Genomic DNA, 16306 nt, shown 5'->3' with positions numbered 1-16306 from the left:
GCGGTGTGCTCATCTGCTGCCCTTATTCGCTAGGCAATTATGCTGAAAAAACTACCTTTATCCTGGTCTCGCTACATTCCAGCCGGGTTGACACTTGTTTTGGGTGTCGGATTCTCGGCCCTGGCATTTGCCTTGGTTTGGGACTGGGAAGACAGGCGCCACGACTACGAAATGCACCGCCGCATCGACGATATTTCGATCGGCATTGAACGCCAACTCAACTCAGACTTAGACGCAGTTCTCGCCCTCAGCGACTACATGAAAGCGTTTAGCGTCGTCGAACGTTCTTCTTTTGCTCGGTTTGTCGGCCGTCCCCTATCCGTTCACCCCAGCCTGCAACTGCTGGCTTGGGCCCCCCGCGTTCCCAATTCCCAGCGCGCCAACTACGAAGCCCAAGCCAGAACCGAAACTGACTCCAGCTTCCAGATTACAGAGCGCGGCCCCCAGGGAGAACTCCGCAAGGCCGGCCAGCGTTCGGAATATTTCCCAGCTTTTTACGTCGAACCAACGGCGGGAAACGAGACAGCATTGGGATTTGACCTCACTTCCCACCCAGAAATTCGCGCTGCGATCGATCGCGCGCGGGATACTGGAGAAATGATTGTCACCAGCTACGACGGTCTAATTCAGCGCAATTCGCCGGAAGTGGGTCTTTTGGTAATAGTTCCGATTTACGAAAACAGCACTAAACCGACTACCCTGGAATCCCGCCGCCAACTGCTGCAAGGATTTGTTCTGGGCGTATTTCAAGGCAAAGATATTTTCCAAACCTCTTTAAAAGGACGCAATACCGACTACCTCACCATTTATCTCGCCAGCGAGCCTCCAGACAAGCCAGAAGCACTGCCGTTGTTACCGCCAACGCCCGACCCCGTTCTGCAAAATCGGGCTGCTGACGGGCAAATTCCGCAATTTGCGGCTTTGTTCCAATCCTCCACCCAACAAGTGTTCACCGCATCGGCCGCTGCGAAAGTAACTCAAAGGTCAAACTGCCCGATTCTGGACAATCCAGGCCCGCAGTATGCGGCTTGCCAAAGGGTGCTGAAAATTAGCGGCAGCCAGTGGTCTTTATACGTGTCTGCAACGCCGGAAATTCGGAAGACTCGCAAGCACTGGCGTTCTTGGGGAACTCTGAGTATGGGGATGTTGTGGACTCTGCTGCCGGTGACATATATGCTGACAGCGTTGAGTCGCACCGCCCAAATCGAAAAGCTAGCCCGAGAAAGAATTCTCCAAACCGAACAGTTGCAGGCTGCTTACCAACAGTTGGAAGTGGAACAAGCGAAATCCGAGCAACTGTTGCTGAATGTTTTGCCGGCGGCGATCGTCCTGCGTTTGAAAGACAATGAACATAATATCGCCGAAAGTTTTGGGGAAGTAACGGTGATGTTTGCCGACATTGTGGGCTTTACAGAGCTTTCGTCGAGAATTTCAGCGACTGCGGTAGTGTCCGTGCTCAATGATATTTTTTCAGCTTTTGATCATTTAGCCGATCGCCACGGTTTGGAGAAAATTAAGACTATTGGTGATGCTTACATGGTTGTCGGCGGTTTACCTACTCCGCGAGAGGATCATGCCGAGGCGGTGGCGAATATGGCGATCGATATGCTACAAGAAATCCGTTTTCTGAGCTTAAATCATTCCGAACCATTCAGCATTCGGATCGGAATTAGCAGTGGCCCTGTAGTTGCCGGCGTCATCGGCTTAAAAAAGTTTATTTACGACCTTTGGGGCGACACAGTAAATATTGCTTCGCGCATGGAATCCCACGGGATTACCGGCTGCATTCAAGTCACCGCCGAAACCTACGAAATATTAAAGGATAAATACACTTTTCAGAAGCGAGGGGCGATTCAAGTTAAGGGCAAGGGATACATGGTTACTTATTTGTTGACTGGTCGTAAATAATAGCAATTTTCCAAATTTATTTTGTAGGGTGTGTCGCTATCATTCGTACCCAAAAAAATCTAAAATCGAGCTAGCGACGCACAGGCGAGAATATTTGAAGAAACAACTCGGACGTTCATTCCACTAAATAATTGTGTTGTAGCAATATTTGTTTGTGCTTGGTATAATTCCCAAATCCAGGGTGGATCTCATTTTTGTAAAAAGCATTTTTTTCTTATAGTGCTGTCCGATCTGATTGGCACAAGATAACGACCCAATTGTCTTAGTAGACTCCTTATATAGCAAGGATTTTAGGATTTCCATATCTAGAAAATCAATTAGGATTGCTATAGTGCGAGCGTCCCCGCTCGCGTATTATACGATACGCGAGCGGGGACAGCACTATAATAAAAAATGCTTTTTACAAAAATGAGATGCTCCCAATGTTTTTTTTGATGCGACCTCGCTTAGGAATGACAATTAAATAACTTACAATTTTTACTGTTCTTGTGGGATGGGCGTCCCGCCCGTCCCACAAATATGTGTAAATTATTTAATTCGCGATCCTTAGTATACAATTAGTATAAGAGGGCTGAAGCCCAACAACATACCTCACTTATCTGAGAAGGGTTATATCAACGTTTATTCTGATATTTTAGATGAATTAATGTCTCATTTTCCCTACGCCCGATCGCAAATAGCAAATAATTCTACTGCATCCGATCGATCGTCCGATACTGCACCGCCTCCCCCACATGATTAGTTTTCAAGCTGTCATCCCCCGACAAATCCGCAATAGTTCTCGCCACCTTCAAAATGCGATCGCTAGCCCGCGCCGAAAGCCCCAATTTCCGAATCGCCATCTCCAACAAATTCCGCGAAGCATCATCCAACTGACACCATTGGTTAATGTGGCTGCTTAGCATCTGCGCGTTACACCGCAAGCCAGCTTCTGACTGAAAACGGCGAGTCGCCATCTCTCGCGCCCGCTGCACCCTCACCCGCACCGGTTCCGACTCCTCCCCCGTCGCCTGTCTGGTAATTTCCTCAGGTTTCAAACGATTAACCGCCACTTGCAAATCAATCCGATCCATCAAAGGCCCCGAAAGTTTTGCCCAATATTGTTCCCTCTTTTGGGGCGAACAAGTACACTGTTGGATCGAGTCGCCATAGTAACCGCAAGCGCAAGGATTCGTACTAGCAACTAATGTAAATTGTGCCGGAAACATCACCGATTGTCTGGTTCTAGAAATCGTCACATAACCGTCTTCTAAAGGCTGTCGCAAAAACTCCAAAACATCTCTTTTAAATTCAGTTAATTCATCCAGAAAAAGTATGCCGCGATGTGCTAAGGAAATTTCACCCGGACGCGGAAAACTGCCCCCGCCAACGAGAGAAGGCCCGGATGCTGAATGGTGAGGACTGCGAAAAGGTCGATCGCTCACCAGCATACCCTTATCCTTCAACAAACCAGCCACCGAATGAATTTGAGTCACATCCAAAGCTTCATCAAAAGTCAGCGGTGGCAAAATACCCGGCAAACGTCTCGCCAGCATCGTCTTGCCGCTTCCTGGCGGCCCCACAAAAATCAAATTGTGTCCACCGGCAGCCGCAATTTCCAAAGCCCGCCGCGCGTGAATTTGCCCCTTTACGTCTTTTAAATCTAGACCCTGAAACCTAGTTTTTCCTAACTCTTCTCTACCGTTTACTTGTATCGGTGAATAAACTTGAGGATTGTTCAAAAAATCAGTAACTGCAAATATATTTTCAAAACCGTAAACAGATATTCCTTTTACTAAAGCCGCTTCCTTTGCATTGGCTGCTGGTACAATTAACCCCGAAATACCCATTTTGGCAGCAGCAGCGGCGATCGGCAAAACCCCCGCCACAGGCCGCAAACTCCCGTCCAAAGAGAGTTCCCCCAAAAACAAATAATCTCCCAACAGCTCGGCGCTGACCTGTTCGGATGCTGCTAAAATGCCAATGGCGATCGGCAAATCAAAACTCGGGCCTTCCTTACGCAAATCCGCCGGAGTCAAATTAATCACAATACTCCGCATCGGAAAACCATATCCCGAATTTTTGAGCGTAGCCTTAACCCTTTCTTTAGCCTCTTGCACCGCCGAATCCGGCAACCCCACAACCACAATTTTCGGCAGTCCCCCCGATACATCAGCCTCCACACCCACCTTTACCGCGTCAATTCCTACGATAGATGCACTCCAAACCCTCGCAAGCATTATTTTTTATCCTCAATTTGCCTGTCTTCGATCCATCATCTATTATGATTAACAATGACTAATGAATATCAGAAGAGGCAAGAAAAACTTTTCGTTGCCTCTTCCTTTTCTCCTCTTCTCTTCCTTCTCTCCTCCTGCCTCTTCCCCCTTCCTCCCTCCCCTTGTCCCCTCCGCCTTCCCCCTTCCCTGAAAATTTATCCGTTACATCCCGTACATTGCCCGTTGCCGAACTTCGTTAACACCCATGACAACCCAAGAAACGCTTTTCAGCAAAATCATCCGCAAAGAGATTCCCGCAGACATCGTTTATGAGGACGACTTAGCCCTCGCCTTCAGAGATATCAATCCGCAAGCGCCAGTCCACATCCTCGTCATTCCCAAAAAACCTATTCCCAAATTAGCCGATGCCGAATCGGGAGATCATGCCCTCATGGGACACCTGCTGCTGACTGTAAAACGGGTAGCCGAACAACTCGGACTCAGTAACGGCTATCGCGTCGTGATTAATACCGGCAATGACGGTGGCCAAACCGTAGATCACCTGCACCTTCACATTCTCGGCGGACGGCACATGAAGTGGCCCCCAGGCTAAAGGCTAATTTTTAGGCACAATTTACGAACTCATCCTCAGAAACCCGGTTTATGGCAATTGCAAAGCGCCTTATGAACCGGGTTTTTAGTTGATGAATCCGGTTGATTGCGGATTCTGGAGAATTTAGTGCGATCGCCACATCCGTGAGAACATAAATAACTTCTTGAATAGAGCCGATACTCCTCAAGCATCAATGATTTGATTCTCGTTCTACAACCGTCAACAGTCAACCGTCAACAGTCAACTGTCAACAGTCAATCCACCTAGGATATGTAAACAAATATTAAAATTCATCTGCTCAATCGCCAATTAAGATATGTTTAACTATAAAGAAGTTTGACCTCAACAAAAATAATTTGACTTAACTGCTGAACCAACCTACAGAATAAAGATTCAGCTCTTCTGCCCGCTTTATTTTAACCGTATTTATTCTGTAATATTACTTTGCAAACAGCCACAAAAATTCATCAAGAATCAAGTTATGTAAAGGATTATAAATTTATTCAAATATAAGCACTAATCCCTTTGCAAACTGTTGTGAATAGTGTTACTAATATAAGCGTGGAGATTTCCACAACAGAACGTTGAAAATTCAATTAAGCAATCATAAAACAAATGACAACAACCGTACAGCGTCGCGAAAGCGGCAACGTTTGGGAACGGTTCTGCGAGTGGGTAACTAGCACCGATAACCGGATTTATGTTGGTTGGTTTGGGACAATCATGATCCCAACTCTGCTGACCGCAACCACCTGCTACATCATTGCCTTTGTAGCAGCTCCTCCTGTGGATATTGACGGCATCCGCGAACCAGTTGCTGGTTCCTTGATGTTCGGCAATAACCTGATCAGTGGTGCTGTTGTTCCTTCGTCTAATGCGATCGGGCTTCACTTCTATCCCATCTGGGAAGCAGCCTCTTTAGACGAATGGTTGTACAACGGCGGCCCTTACCAGCTCGTCATTTTCCACTTCCTCATCGGCATTTTTTGCTACATGGGCCGCCAGTGGGAACTGAGCTATCGCTTAGGAATGCGTCCTTGGATCTGCGTAGCCTACTCTGCACCTGTGGCATCTGCTACCGCAGTATTTTTGATTTACCCGATCGGGCAAGGCAGCTTTTCTGACGGAATGCCCCTGGGTATCAGCGGCACATTCAACTTCATGATCGTGTTCCAAGCCGAGCACAACATCCTAATGCACCCCTTCCATATGTTGGGAGTTGCTGGTGTCTTCGGCGGTGCTTTGTTTTCTGCCATGCACGGTTCTTTAGTAACATCTTCTTTGGTTCGCGAGACAAGTGAAAGCGAATCGCTAAACTACGGTTACAAATTTGGTCAAGAAGAAGAAACCTACAACATCGTTGCAGCCCACGGCTACTTCGGTCGTTTGATCTTCCAATATGCAAGTTTTAACAACAGCCGTTCCTTGCACTTCTTATTAGGTGCGTGGCCAGTTGTCGGCATCTGGTTTACCGCTTTAGGTATTTCCACGATGGCGTTTAACCTCAACGGTTTCAACTTCAATCAATCGATTATCGACTCCCAAGGTCGCGTCATCAATACTTGGGCTGATGTCATCAACCGCGCCAACTTGGGTATGGAAGTTATGCACGAGCGCAACGCTCACAACTTCCCCCTCGACTTGGCCGCCGGTGCTGTCACCCCAGTAGCATTGGTTGCTCCTTCCATCAACGGCTAAATTTAGCTGTTGATTAATAAAAAGCGCTCTCTCCAAATGAGGGCGCTTTTTGTTTTGGAAAGCATAAATTAAGAGATTTATTTTTGATATTGTTTCCGCTACACTGACCAGAATCAAATTGGTTTGTAGTGAGGACTTTAGTCCTTTCTTGGATGCAGACTAAAGTCCTCACTACAAACCTTTATGATATGATATATTGATTAAGAATTATTATAGCCTTTCTCAAAAAGGTGAGGTATGACTGACAGGTTATATAACCACTGAAACCAAGAGGGCTCTCTTCCCAACAACGTCCGCGAATCTTTCTGAGAACCGCTATATATTTAATTGGTAATCATCAAAGTGGCGATATTTAAAAGACTTAAATTTGAAAAACTCGCGGTTGAGAAATCTCAAATATTCGGCGGGGCGATCCTCTTCGAGGGCTTCGCTAACGCATTTTTCAGCGGCATTTTGATGGCATTGACAACAGCACCAGTCAATGCTTGGCCGTTGGCTTGGGTAGCATTAGCACCCCTGTGGGTTTTGGTTGTCAGTTATGAACGAGCAATAATCACAGAAAAAAAACAAAAAGTTCTTCCTTCTTTCCTATTCATTCTTCCTGCTTCCTTCTTCCTTCTTCCTGCTCTCTGGGGAATCGGCTATCACGGATTAGCCATATCTTGGATTATGGGAATACACCCAATGACTTGGTTGGGAGTTCCTTGGTGGCCCAGTTTGGCGATCGCACTTTTTTGCTGGGCATTCATCACCCTCTGGGGAGCCGGATTAGTCACTGTTTGGGCGTGGCTATTTATAATTCTCAACTCCCTCACTTTACCACGCAAAAATCCTCTTCTTATTCTTAACTCCCCCCCTTTACAAGGGGGGGCAGGGGGGGGTAGATCTAAATTATCAGGGTTGGCCCGCGTGTTAATTGGTACAGCTTTGTGGTGCGCCTTAGAAAGTATTTGGAGTATGGGTTCGCTGTGGTGGACATCACTATCATACACCCAAAGCCCGCACAACTTAGCCATATTGCACCTCGGTCAACTCTCCGGGCCCAGCGCAGTAACAGCGGCAATTGTAGCAGTAAATGGCTTAATTGCTGAAGCTTTTATCGCAGGAAAAAGGAAGAAGGAAGAGGGAAGTTCGGCAACGGATTGTGTAGCGGATGTAACGGATGTAACGGATGGGATGAAAAAGGAGGAGGGCTTTTCGGCTTCGCTCAAGGTAAAAAGAAAGAAGAAGGGAGAAGGAAGATGGAAGAAGTGGGTTGCTTATATTTTGCCTGCGGGTTTATTTTTAGTTTTGCATATTGTCGGCTGGAGTTTGTACAATCGCCCGTTAATTCAAGAGGCGGGAACAGGATTAAAAATTGGGATTATTCAAGGCAATATTCCTAACGAGATTAAGTTTGACTCAGGTGGTTGGCGGCGCGCTTTGGAAGGTTACACGGCTGGATATAAGGAGTTAGCTGACAGAGGAGTAGATGCTGTGTTGCTTCCAGAGACGGCTTTGCCTTTTATCTGGACAAACGAGTATCAACGTTCTACTCTTTCTTTTTACCAAGCGATTCTCCAACGCGGTGTTCTGGCTTGGGTTGGAGGATTCGGACAGGAAGGAGATAGCATGACTAATAGCTTATTGGCGATCGACAAAACAGGAGAAATTGTCAGCCGGTATGATAAACTCAAGCTAGTGCCCTTAGGCGAATACATCCCTTTTTACGAAATCTTAGGCGGCATTATTAATCGGCTGTCTCCCTTAGATACTCATTTAGTACCAGGGAACTCAAAACAATGGTTTAATACGCCGTTTGGCCACGCTATTGTCGGAATTTGTTACGATTCAGCGTTTGCTGAAGTTTTCCGATATCAGGCGGCAAATGGAGGTGAATTTATACTCACAGCTTCCAACAATGCCCATTACAAACCGCCAATGCTGGCTCAGCATCACGCTTTGGATGTGATGCGGGCCATTGAAACTGATAGATGGGCTGCGATCGCAACTAATACAGGTTATTCTGCTTTTGTAAATCCTCGCGGCGAGACGATTTGGAAGTCTGGAATTAATACCTATGAAGTCCGAGATGCTACTATTTATCGGCGGCAAACTCGGACTTTGTACGTGCGGTGGGGAGATTGGCTGACGCCTTTATTGTTGGTTTTAGCTGGGTTAATGTGGTTAATTGCTAGAAATTAACGTTAGGCGGAAGCTATAGCATTTAGATCTCCATATGAGGTACTCATGGGCATAGGGCATAGGGCATGAGTTACTGGTTATTGGTTATTAGAACGAACAAGAAACATAAGACAAATAAGCTCCGAGGCATTTAAATTGCACGTCCGAATAAAGTTAAACTTTTGTGGGGCGGGAATCCTGCCCGCCGTAAAAATACAATTTAAATGCACAAAAGCGTAACCAATCACCAATGACTAACGCTCGACAACCAATGACCAATAACCAATAACTAATAACCAATAACCAATAACCAATGACTAATCACTAATGACTTTAATGCTCTTTTGCCCGAGCATGAACGCTAGGAGATAAAGTAATTAAATCGTTGATATTGCGCTGCATAGTAGCACAAATATTATCCAAAGGCAAATCATTGGCATCGTGTCCAAAAGGATTTTCAATTTCAATGCCGATTTCTTCGATACCGAACAAAGCAAAACTAATTAAAGCTACCACAGGGCCTGTCCCCCAAGTTAACTCCTTCACCATTTGAAAAGGCAGTGCCAAGCAGTAAAGCAAGAGTAGCTGTTTGAGATGAATCGCGTAAGCAAGAGGCATCGGAGTTCTCAAAATCCGCTCGCAACCGCTCAAGGCCTCAATCATGTTATTTACTAACTGATTCATCGCAGTTAGCCGATAGACATCGAGGTTATTTGCCTCGTACTGTATCGTCAAATAATCCCCAATCCAAAAAGCAATTTCGAGGGGAGGATTGTTCATCTTTTTGAGATTCTCATACTGTTGGGGTAGTACGTAAGGCTCTATTTCTGAGCTAATTGGTTCTTGGCGCAAGTGCAATTTCATTGCTATGGCAAAAGCCACTAATAATCGCAAAGTAGACTTTTTTTTCGCTAAATCATCCGGTTCTCGATCGCTAATAGATACCCAGATTTGACGTGCCAAATTTCTGACTGCAATAATTAAGGTTCCCCAGCACCTCCGGCCTTCCCAAAATCGATCGTAAGCTGTATTTGTCCGAAACACTAACAATAAGCCGAGGACTATACTGGGAACAATGCTTGATAGGATGGGCAAGGATACTGGGAAGTTAAAAAAGTACAGTACCGAAATCAACAACCCAAAACTAGCGCACAGCATGACGCGGCGCCAAATGAAAAAAATGATCGACCCTTGAAACTGGAAGGCAACTTTAAACCAGGGCCGCTTTTCTGTAATCATCACAATCTCCTGTTAAAATAAAATCCAGCACTGGGGACTGTATGGGCGTGACAAATGCCTGCTAGACATTGTTTTCAGATGCGATCGCACTTTCACCGAATAGCAAGGGTTTGAAGCCCTTACTCAGGTCGGCAGATTGTGATAAGAACCGAGTTTAAATCTCCGTTATTATCACTTCGCTGTCAACTGTCAACTGTCAACTGTCAACTGTTCACCACGCTGCTTTTATCCGCACAACCTTCGGATTTTACCGAAAAAACTCATCTTTGCGATCGATCGCCAATCTAATATTGATTTCATTAGACACTTAATTAGGTAAGATTGGTTATGTATCTTTAGACCTCAGCTTCCGTGCCAGAGCTACCGACATCTGTACCCCCGCATTCTCCCCGATTGCCGAACCAACGGTGGCAAATTTATTCGCCTCAACCACAGCAAGCCGAACAGTTTGCCAATGAAATCGGTTTGTCATGCTTGCTAGCACAGGTACTTATTAATCGCGGTATCGATTCTCTCGAAGAAGTGCAAGGGTTTATCGAACCGGAATCTCTGGTTTTGCCGGCGCCACTGGATGAATTTCCCGATTTGGCTGCGAGTGTCAAATTGTTGCGGGAGGCGATTTCAACAGGGCAGAAAATTGCGATTTGTGGCGACTACGATGCTGACGGGATGACGAGCACGGCTTTGTTGCTGCGAGCTCTGAGGGCTTTGGGCGCGAATGTTGATTATGCGATTCCCAGCCGGATGCACGAAGGTTACGGGATTAACGATCGCATTGTAGAAGAATTTCATGCCGAAGGTGTGGCTCTGATTCTGACGGTAGACAACGGGATTGCAGCCTATGGCCCAGTTGCCAGAGCGCGAGAACTCGGTGTAAAAGTTATTATTACAGACCACCACGATTTGCCGCCAAAACTGCCCCCGGCTGATGCTATTCTCAACCCAAAATTAATTGCGGAATCTTCGCCCTATCGCGGTTTGGCTGGAGTAGGCGTTGCCTATGTTTTGGCGATTACTTTGGCTCAAGATTTGAAGAAAGTTGGCGGGTTGGTGAATCCGCTGCTGGAATTATTTACCTTGGGAACTATTGCAGATTTGGCGCCTCTGACAGGAGTTAACCGCCGCTGGGTAAAGCGGGGTTTGCGACTTTTGCCTCACTCGCAATTAGCCGGAGTTCAAGCTTTGATTCAGGTGGCGGGAGTGCAGCCTGCAAGTGCGGAAAATTTACCTCTTTTTAATTCAAAAACTCAAGCTAACAATACCTTAAAGCCTGAAGATATTGGTTTTCGGCTGGGCCCGCGGATTAATGCTGTGGGGCGGCTGGCTGACCCTCAAATTGTGATAGAGTTGCTCACAACGGACGATCGCGAATTGGCACTCAAAAACGCGATGCAGTGCGAACAAATAAATCAGCGCCGTCAGGAGTTGTGTCAGGAAATTGAGCAGGAAGCGATTGCTTGGTGCGAGAAAAGTGCGCTCAATTTACAGCAGGAACGAGTTTTAGTTGTCGTGCAGCCCGGTTGGCACCACGGGGTGATTGGGATTGTAGCATCTCGGTTGCTCGAACGTTACGGCGTACCCGTTTTTATCGGTACTTTTGAGGATGAGGGTGGCGAAACGGGTAATATCATCCGGGGTTCGGCGAGGGGAATTCCTGAATTTAATGTATTTGATGGGCTGAATTTTTGCGCGGATTTATTAACTAAATTTGGCGGACATAAAGCGGCTGGCGGTTTTTCGATGCCTGCCAAGAATCTCGAACAATTCCGCAAGCAACTGTCAATTTTTGCGAATCAATGTTTGCAGCCGGAACACCTCAAGCCGTTGGTTTCAGTAGATGTGCGAGCGGATTTGGCTGAGATTAATCTTGACCTTTACCGACAAATTGATGCTCTAGAACCTTGCGGGATTGAAAATAAGGCTCCTGTATTTTGGACGCCTAATGTTTGTATTACTGAACAAAAAATTGTTGGTAAGGGAGGTCATGTTAAACTAACTGCAACTCAAGATGAAAAAGGTTCGGCTAGTTTGAAGGGGATTGCGTGGCGTTGGGGTGAATATTTTCCGTTGCCTCGGCGGGTTGATATTGCGTACCGCTTGCGGGAAAATAGTTTTAATGGCAAGACTTCGGTTGAGTTGGAATTGTTGGGTGTCCGCTTAGTGGCCAGTGCTGCTAGTTCGAGGCCGTCGGTGTTTGGAAAAGTTGAGTTTGATTATTGCGATCGCACTTATTCTTGTAGTCTGTCTCCCGCCGGTTCTCAAGAGGAATTGAGAATTCGCAATTCTCAAGGGCAAGTTTTGGTTGTTGAACCTGGACAAAGCATGGGTTTGTTGGGTAACTCCCGCCAGGATGCTAGGGAAGTCGATGTATCTCTACCTTTTTTCGAGAATTTGATTCAAACGGCTAAACACGCCCTCGGTATTTGATCTTCAGTTGACAGTTGACAGTTGACAGTTGACAGCTACCTCTTCCGGTCAGTCCGAGGATTGAAGCAATGAATAGTCTTATTTTAATTTCTCCCTCACTCGTGTTCCGGCTTTCAACCAATTCTTTCTGGTAAACCTAATTCATCGGGGTGAAATTTAGGGAAAATTCGCCCGCACAAAAACAGGTACAAGCCCCCAACACGAAGGTTAGGATCGAATCGACAATTTGAGACCAAAATTCAACCTCGCAAATCAAATTTTGGGACGGGCTAGAAGCCCATCCCACAAGAAAAAAGATTTTTGTGGGATGGGCTTCTAGCCCGTCCTAACTATTTTTGCAAGAAGTCTAATTTACAATCTAAAATCTCAAATTGACTTGAGTGGCGATCGAGCTTTGGGAATTTTGAATTTTAAATTATGCAAAACTCTCAACTATCGATCGCCAGCCGTGGTATAATTACAGGTCGCCGCCTTTAGCTGCCAACAGAAAAATCACGATCGGGCCAGAAAGCACGACTGCTGCCAGTAAAGCTACCTGAACAATAAGTTGCAAGTTTACAGGGCCTCCGCCGTTAAAAAGATCCGTTATAAAGTCCATGTGTCCTCCTGACTGTAGTGAGTAAGTCTAGATTGATGAGAAAATCCGCTTCTGATTTTACCGGGCGATCGGCCCTCTTTTTTAAGGAAGTTTACAAAATTCAACAAAATGTAAAGAACGATCGACCTGCGGGCGATCGCAAATTCGGCTAAAAAACCCTGAGTTTGGGCGATCGTAATTAGTCCGGTTCATCCATGGGGCTGCTTGGAGGCAAACCTGCCCGAAAAATCAACTCGGCAGTCAACCTCAATTCTGGGAAAGCCAGCGATTCAACAGTGTCATCGCCCCGAAACTGCTTTACCTGATACTCCCCATCTACTAACTGGCAAACTGAAAGGGTGGGTTGTTTGGGATTCCCAATGAACTTGCGGCCACCTAAACCCAAATAGTCCACAATCCAGTATTCAGGGATGCCAATTTCTTCGTAATCAGCAAATTTGAAATGGTAATCATCTCGCCAGTTCGTGCTGACGACCTCTACAGCCAGTCGGATCGAAGACCCCATCGTGATGATGGACTCCCTTTCCCAGCGCGGTTCCTTTGCCAGAGATGCTTGATCTAGGACAATTACATCGGGCTGATAACCAGCCTCATCGCGAGTGGGTTTAAGCAGGCAGTCACCAGGGATGCAGTAAGGTAATTCGCGTCGGTCAATTTCAACTCCTACTTTTAAGCTGATAAAACCTGTAACACCGGAATGGCGGCCAGTTCCTAGAGGCATTTCGACAATTACTCCATTGTGTAGTTCGTAGCGGTGAACTGAGTTCTCTGGATACCAGGCTGCGAACTCATCAAAAGTGACTGTTTTGGGGATTGTTTGGGCTTGGATCATGGTGTTGTTCCTCCTTTGCTAGATTTATACTAGATATTAGCCAGCTTCCTTACTTTCCTTGCCCCGCTTAGCTTTGGTAGTTGGCGGGGGTTTGGTTTATGTGAGTCCGGAGCTATCAGGTTCACTCGGAGGTGCGCTGGCTGGATCTGACGATCGTTTATTCCTCTCTATCAAGGCTTTCTTGACCAAGACAAGAACCAGTTGAGGAATGGAACGAAATTCAGAATCAGCCCAAATTTTTAACTCCTTGTACTCGTCAAAGTCAAAGCTGATGGTAGTTCTTGGTCGCTTGGTAGCCATATCGCGCGGTTGTCTATACATATCAACATTATCCGCGACTGTCTACCGAGGCTTCAATTTACCATCAGGTACATCATACTTGACAAGTGATGTACTTGTAGATTTTGATAAAGCTCACAGCCAAAAAAGAGCCAGCCCCAAGCATAAAACAGTCATCCGTACAGGAACCAGGGCTGGATGCCTTTACCGGAGAGTGTTCGCAATCAAAAATCGAACCGTCTTTTCGCGAACTCCTTCTGCGGCGCTGGCACTTGGTATACTTGAAAGGCTTTAATCTCTCTTAAAGTTGGGCATTTTCCAGATAATGCTCCAAATCTAAAATCTAAAATCTAAAATCTAAAATCAAATTATGGCTACTTGGCGTTGCGTAAAGCAGTGCGGTGCTTGTTGTTACCTAGAACCAACAGAGCGCCCTGACCTGGACGAGTATTTATCTACCGAGCAATTGGCGCTCTACTTGAGCTTAGTGGGAGATGACGGTTGGTGTATAAACTTTGACAAAGAAACGAGGGAATGCGGAATTTATGCCGATCGCCCGCGCTTTTGTCGGGTAGACGAGGAAGTGTTTCAGGATATGTACGGGATTGAGCCTGCTGAGTTGAACGATTTTGCGATCGACTGCTGTTTGGAGCACATTGAAGATATGTATGGCGATCGATCTTTGGAGATGATTCGCTTCAACTCTGAAGTTGGAACGATCGCCTTACCCGACAATTAACCGACTTGATGTCCCTGTGGGCTTTGTGCTTCCGAAGCATTTTTCGAGATCGTATTTCAATCTCAAACCTAAAATCTCAAACCTAAAATCTAAAATCCTCTCCAGGTCGATCGCTCCAGAGAGTGTAAAAATAGACAAATCAAGGAAATATCGCGCAGTTGAGTTGAGCCATGAGCAATCGAGAGGGTTTTACAGGCGGATTTATTGCGGGAGCCGCAGTTGGGGGCTTGGTAGGGGCAGTTTTGGGTGCGGTGCTGTCGAGGCGCGCTGCTGAAGCTTTGCTGAGCGATCCTTCCGATGCCAAGATCAGAAAGATGCGCCAGAGGAAAGCCAGCCAACTCGAAGCCGAAGGGATGGAAGTAGCAAGGCTGAGTTTGGAAGATAAAATTGCCCAGCTAAATCAGGCAATTGATGACGTGCGGCTGCAACTCGGCGATGTCAACGGGAACGCGCCAGCCCACAACAGCGAGGGTTCGATCGCCCCTGACTCCTGAATAAGATTGAAGATTTTAGAGCAGTCGGGGAGTAGAATGCGGGCGATCGACCAACTGTCGCACATTTCTCTGTTCAACTTTCCCATTAAAAACCAAGGCAAAAGTAAAAAGGAACCACAAAATTGCTCAGCCTCTACCCTCAGTGCCTTCCCTCTTCCGCAGCTATGCTAAACTCAAAGTTAAAGTGTCTGTAAACTTTACTCAAACGACAACCAAAATTTATGAGTTATTCAATAGGCCTTTTGGCAAACACGCTAGCGACATTTCTGCAAATCTATCTAGTCCTGATGATTATTAGGGTACTGTTAAGCTGGTTCCCCAACATCAATTGGTACGACCCCCCGTTTTCGATTTTGAGTCAGTTAACAGATCCTTACCTCAATCTCTTCCGCTCAATTATTCCCCCCTTGGGAGGTATTGACTTTTCTCCAATGATTGCGTTTTTTGTACTTCAGTTTGGCTCGCAATTTCTGATCGGTCTTTTGGGCAGCTTGCAAACCGCTTTTTAGTTATCAGAAAAATAGGGTTTAAAACTTCCCCCTTATAGGGGGAATTTACATTTATAGCCGTTCTCGAAAAAGTGAGGTATGCCCTATGCCCTATGCCCTATGCCCTATGCCCATGAGCACCTCATATTTCGCTCGAAAGGCTATAGTTTCACTAACGGCGAACCACGCCAGTAAAACCTGTAGCTTTAAACTGCTTGAGCTGCAAAGGTGTTCGTTGATTGGCTGCAACCGAAATTCTGAGCTGAAAATCGCTAATTCCGGGAGGAACTTCTTCGATAGAACCTAAGCGAGTCCGGTTTTGCATCACTGGATTTTCATCTGCATCATAAATACGACCGAAAATATCAGCATCAAAAACAGGTTTGCCGCTAGTATTTTCAGCTTTCCCAGTAATCAAAAAGCAATTAGCTTCCATAGAACTGCCGCTGGTGACTGTTCCTTCTGCCATTTCTGCGGGACATTCGTGATAGGAAAGATCGGAAAGTTTAATCTGTGTGGTAGCCCAAGCTGGTGGAGTGAATACCAAACTCAAAATTGCGATCGCCCAAGTGGCAAAAAGAAGACTGATAGCTCGAAATTTCATAACAATTGCAGCGTAAATATATTTTA

At 46.1% G+C, this 16306-nt stretch carries 14 protein-coding genes; 8 read left to right on the top strand and 6 right to left on the bottom strand.

The genetic code is table 11. From position 1 onward, the window contains the following. Window positions 1-39 precede the first annotated feature (39 nt). Entirely contained in the window at window positions 40-1908 is a 1869-nt protein-coding gene (locus tag JGK22_RS15250; protein WP_293207990.1) for an adenylate/guanylate cyclase domain-containing protein, read from the top strand. A gap of 689 nt (window positions 1909-2597) precedes the next feature. On the opposite strand, the gene JGK22_RS15245 is transcribed toward JGK22_RS15250, so the two are convergent. Further along, window positions 2598-4127 carry a YifB family Mg chelatase-like AAA ATPase gene (locus JGK22_RS15245; protein ID WP_293190961.1) on the bottom strand — a complete coding sequence of 510 codons (1530 nt, stop codon included), beginning with the start codon at window positions 4125-4127 and terminating at the stop codon, window positions 2598-2600. Between the two features lie 244 nt (window positions 4128-4371). Here JGK22_RS15245 and JGK22_RS15240 point away from each other — a divergent pair, with 244 nt between their 5' ends. The 3 genes from JGK22_RS15240 (at window position 4372) to lnt (ending at window position 8601) form a co-directional block, all read left to right on the top strand. Next, the gene (locus JGK22_RS15240) at window positions 4372-4719 is read left to right on the top strand and encodes a histidine triad nucleotide-binding protein (protein WP_293180488.1); all 348 of its coding nucleotides are present in this window, start codon (window positions 4372-4374) and stop codon (window positions 4717-4719) included. A 615-nt stretch (window positions 4720-5334) separates the two neighbouring features. Then, window positions 5335-6417 (top strand): photosystem II q(b) protein, encoded by a 1083-nt coding sequence (gene psbA, locus JGK22_RS15235; RefSeq protein ID WP_293180485.1) that lies wholly within the window; start codon window positions 5335-5337, stop codon window positions 6415-6417. A gap of 342 nt (window positions 6418-6759) precedes the next feature. After that, the gene (gene lnt / locus JGK22_RS15230) at window positions 6760-8601 is read left to right on the top strand and encodes an apolipoprotein N-acyltransferase (RefSeq protein WP_293313123.1); all 1842 of its coding nucleotides are present in this window, start codon (window positions 6760-6762) and stop codon (window positions 8599-8601) included. Between the two features lie 312 nt (window positions 8602-8913). Here lnt and JGK22_RS15225 read toward each other — a convergent pair whose 3' ends face one another. Next, entirely contained in the window at window positions 8914-9819 is a 906-nt protein-coding gene (locus tag JGK22_RS15225; RefSeq protein WP_293197036.1) for a bestrophin family ion channel, read from the bottom strand. Between the two features lie 351 nt (window positions 9820-10170). Here JGK22_RS15225 and recJ point away from each other — a divergent pair, with 351 nt between their 5' ends. Further along, entirely contained in the window at window positions 10171-12246 is a 2076-nt protein-coding gene (gene recJ / locus JGK22_RS15220; protein WP_293180477.1) for a single-stranded-DNA-specific exonuclease RecJ, read from the top strand. A 457-nt stretch (window positions 12247-12703) separates the two neighbouring features. Here recJ and JGK22_RS15215 read toward each other — a convergent pair whose 3' ends face one another. The 3 genes from JGK22_RS15215 to JGK22_RS15205 form a co-directional block, all read right to left on the bottom strand. Then, window positions 12704-12844, bottom strand: coding sequence for a photosystem II reaction center protein Ycf12 (locus JGK22_RS15215; protein WP_293180474.1), 141 nt, complete (start codon window positions 12842-12844; stop codon window positions 12704-12706). Window positions 12845-13022: 178 nt separating this feature from the next. Next, window positions 13023-13676: a Uma2 family endonuclease gene (locus JGK22_RS15210; RefSeq protein ID WP_293180471.1), complete on the bottom strand. Its 654-nt coding sequence runs from the start codon at window positions 13674-13676 to the stop codon at window positions 13023-13025. A 96-nt stretch (window positions 13677-13772) separates the two neighbouring features. Beyond that, window positions 13773-13976, bottom strand: a complete 204-nt coding sequence (locus JGK22_RS15205; protein ID WP_293180539.1) for a hypothetical protein — start codon at window positions 13974-13976, stop codon at window positions 13773-13775. 349 nt (window positions 13977-14325) lie between these two features. Between JGK22_RS15205 and JGK22_RS15200 the strand changes: the two genes are divergently transcribed. The 3 genes from JGK22_RS15200 to JGK22_RS15190 all read left to right on the top strand — a co-directional run bounded on the left by JGK22_RS15200 (window position 14326) and on the right by JGK22_RS15190 (window position 15697). Then, on the top strand, window positions 14326-14694 hold the full coding sequence (locus JGK22_RS15200; protein ID WP_293180468.1) for a YkgJ family cysteine cluster protein: 369 nt from the start codon (window positions 14326-14328) through the stop codon (window positions 14692-14694). A 170-nt stretch (window positions 14695-14864) separates the two neighbouring features. Next, window positions 14865-15188 carry a hypothetical protein gene (locus tag JGK22_RS15195; RefSeq protein WP_293180465.1) on the top strand — a complete coding sequence of 108 codons (324 nt, stop codon included), beginning with the start codon at window positions 14865-14867 and terminating at the stop codon, window positions 15186-15188. A gap of 221 nt (window positions 15189-15409) precedes the next feature. Beyond that, window positions 15410-15697 carry a YggT family protein gene (locus JGK22_RS15190; RefSeq protein ID WP_293180462.1) on the top strand — a complete coding sequence of 96 codons (288 nt, stop codon included), beginning with the start codon at window positions 15410-15412 and terminating at the stop codon, window positions 15695-15697. A 151-nt stretch (window positions 15698-15848) separates the two neighbouring features. Here the strand turns inward: JGK22_RS15190 and JGK22_RS15185 are convergent, their stop codons facing one another. Continuing rightward, entirely contained in the window at window positions 15849-16280 is a 432-nt protein-coding gene (locus tag JGK22_RS15185) for a hypothetical protein (protein WP_293180459.1), read from the bottom strand. Window positions 16281-16306: the final 26 nt, after the last annotated feature.

It is taken from the genome of Microcoleus sp. PH2017_08_TRC_O_A (genome assembly GCF_020738665.1).
Classification (GTDB): Bacteria; Cyanobacteriota; Cyanobacteriia; order Cyanobacteriales; family Microcoleaceae; genus Microcoleus.
Note: the sequence above shows the minus strand (reverse complement) of the source record. Positions and strands in the feature narration are given on the sequence as shown.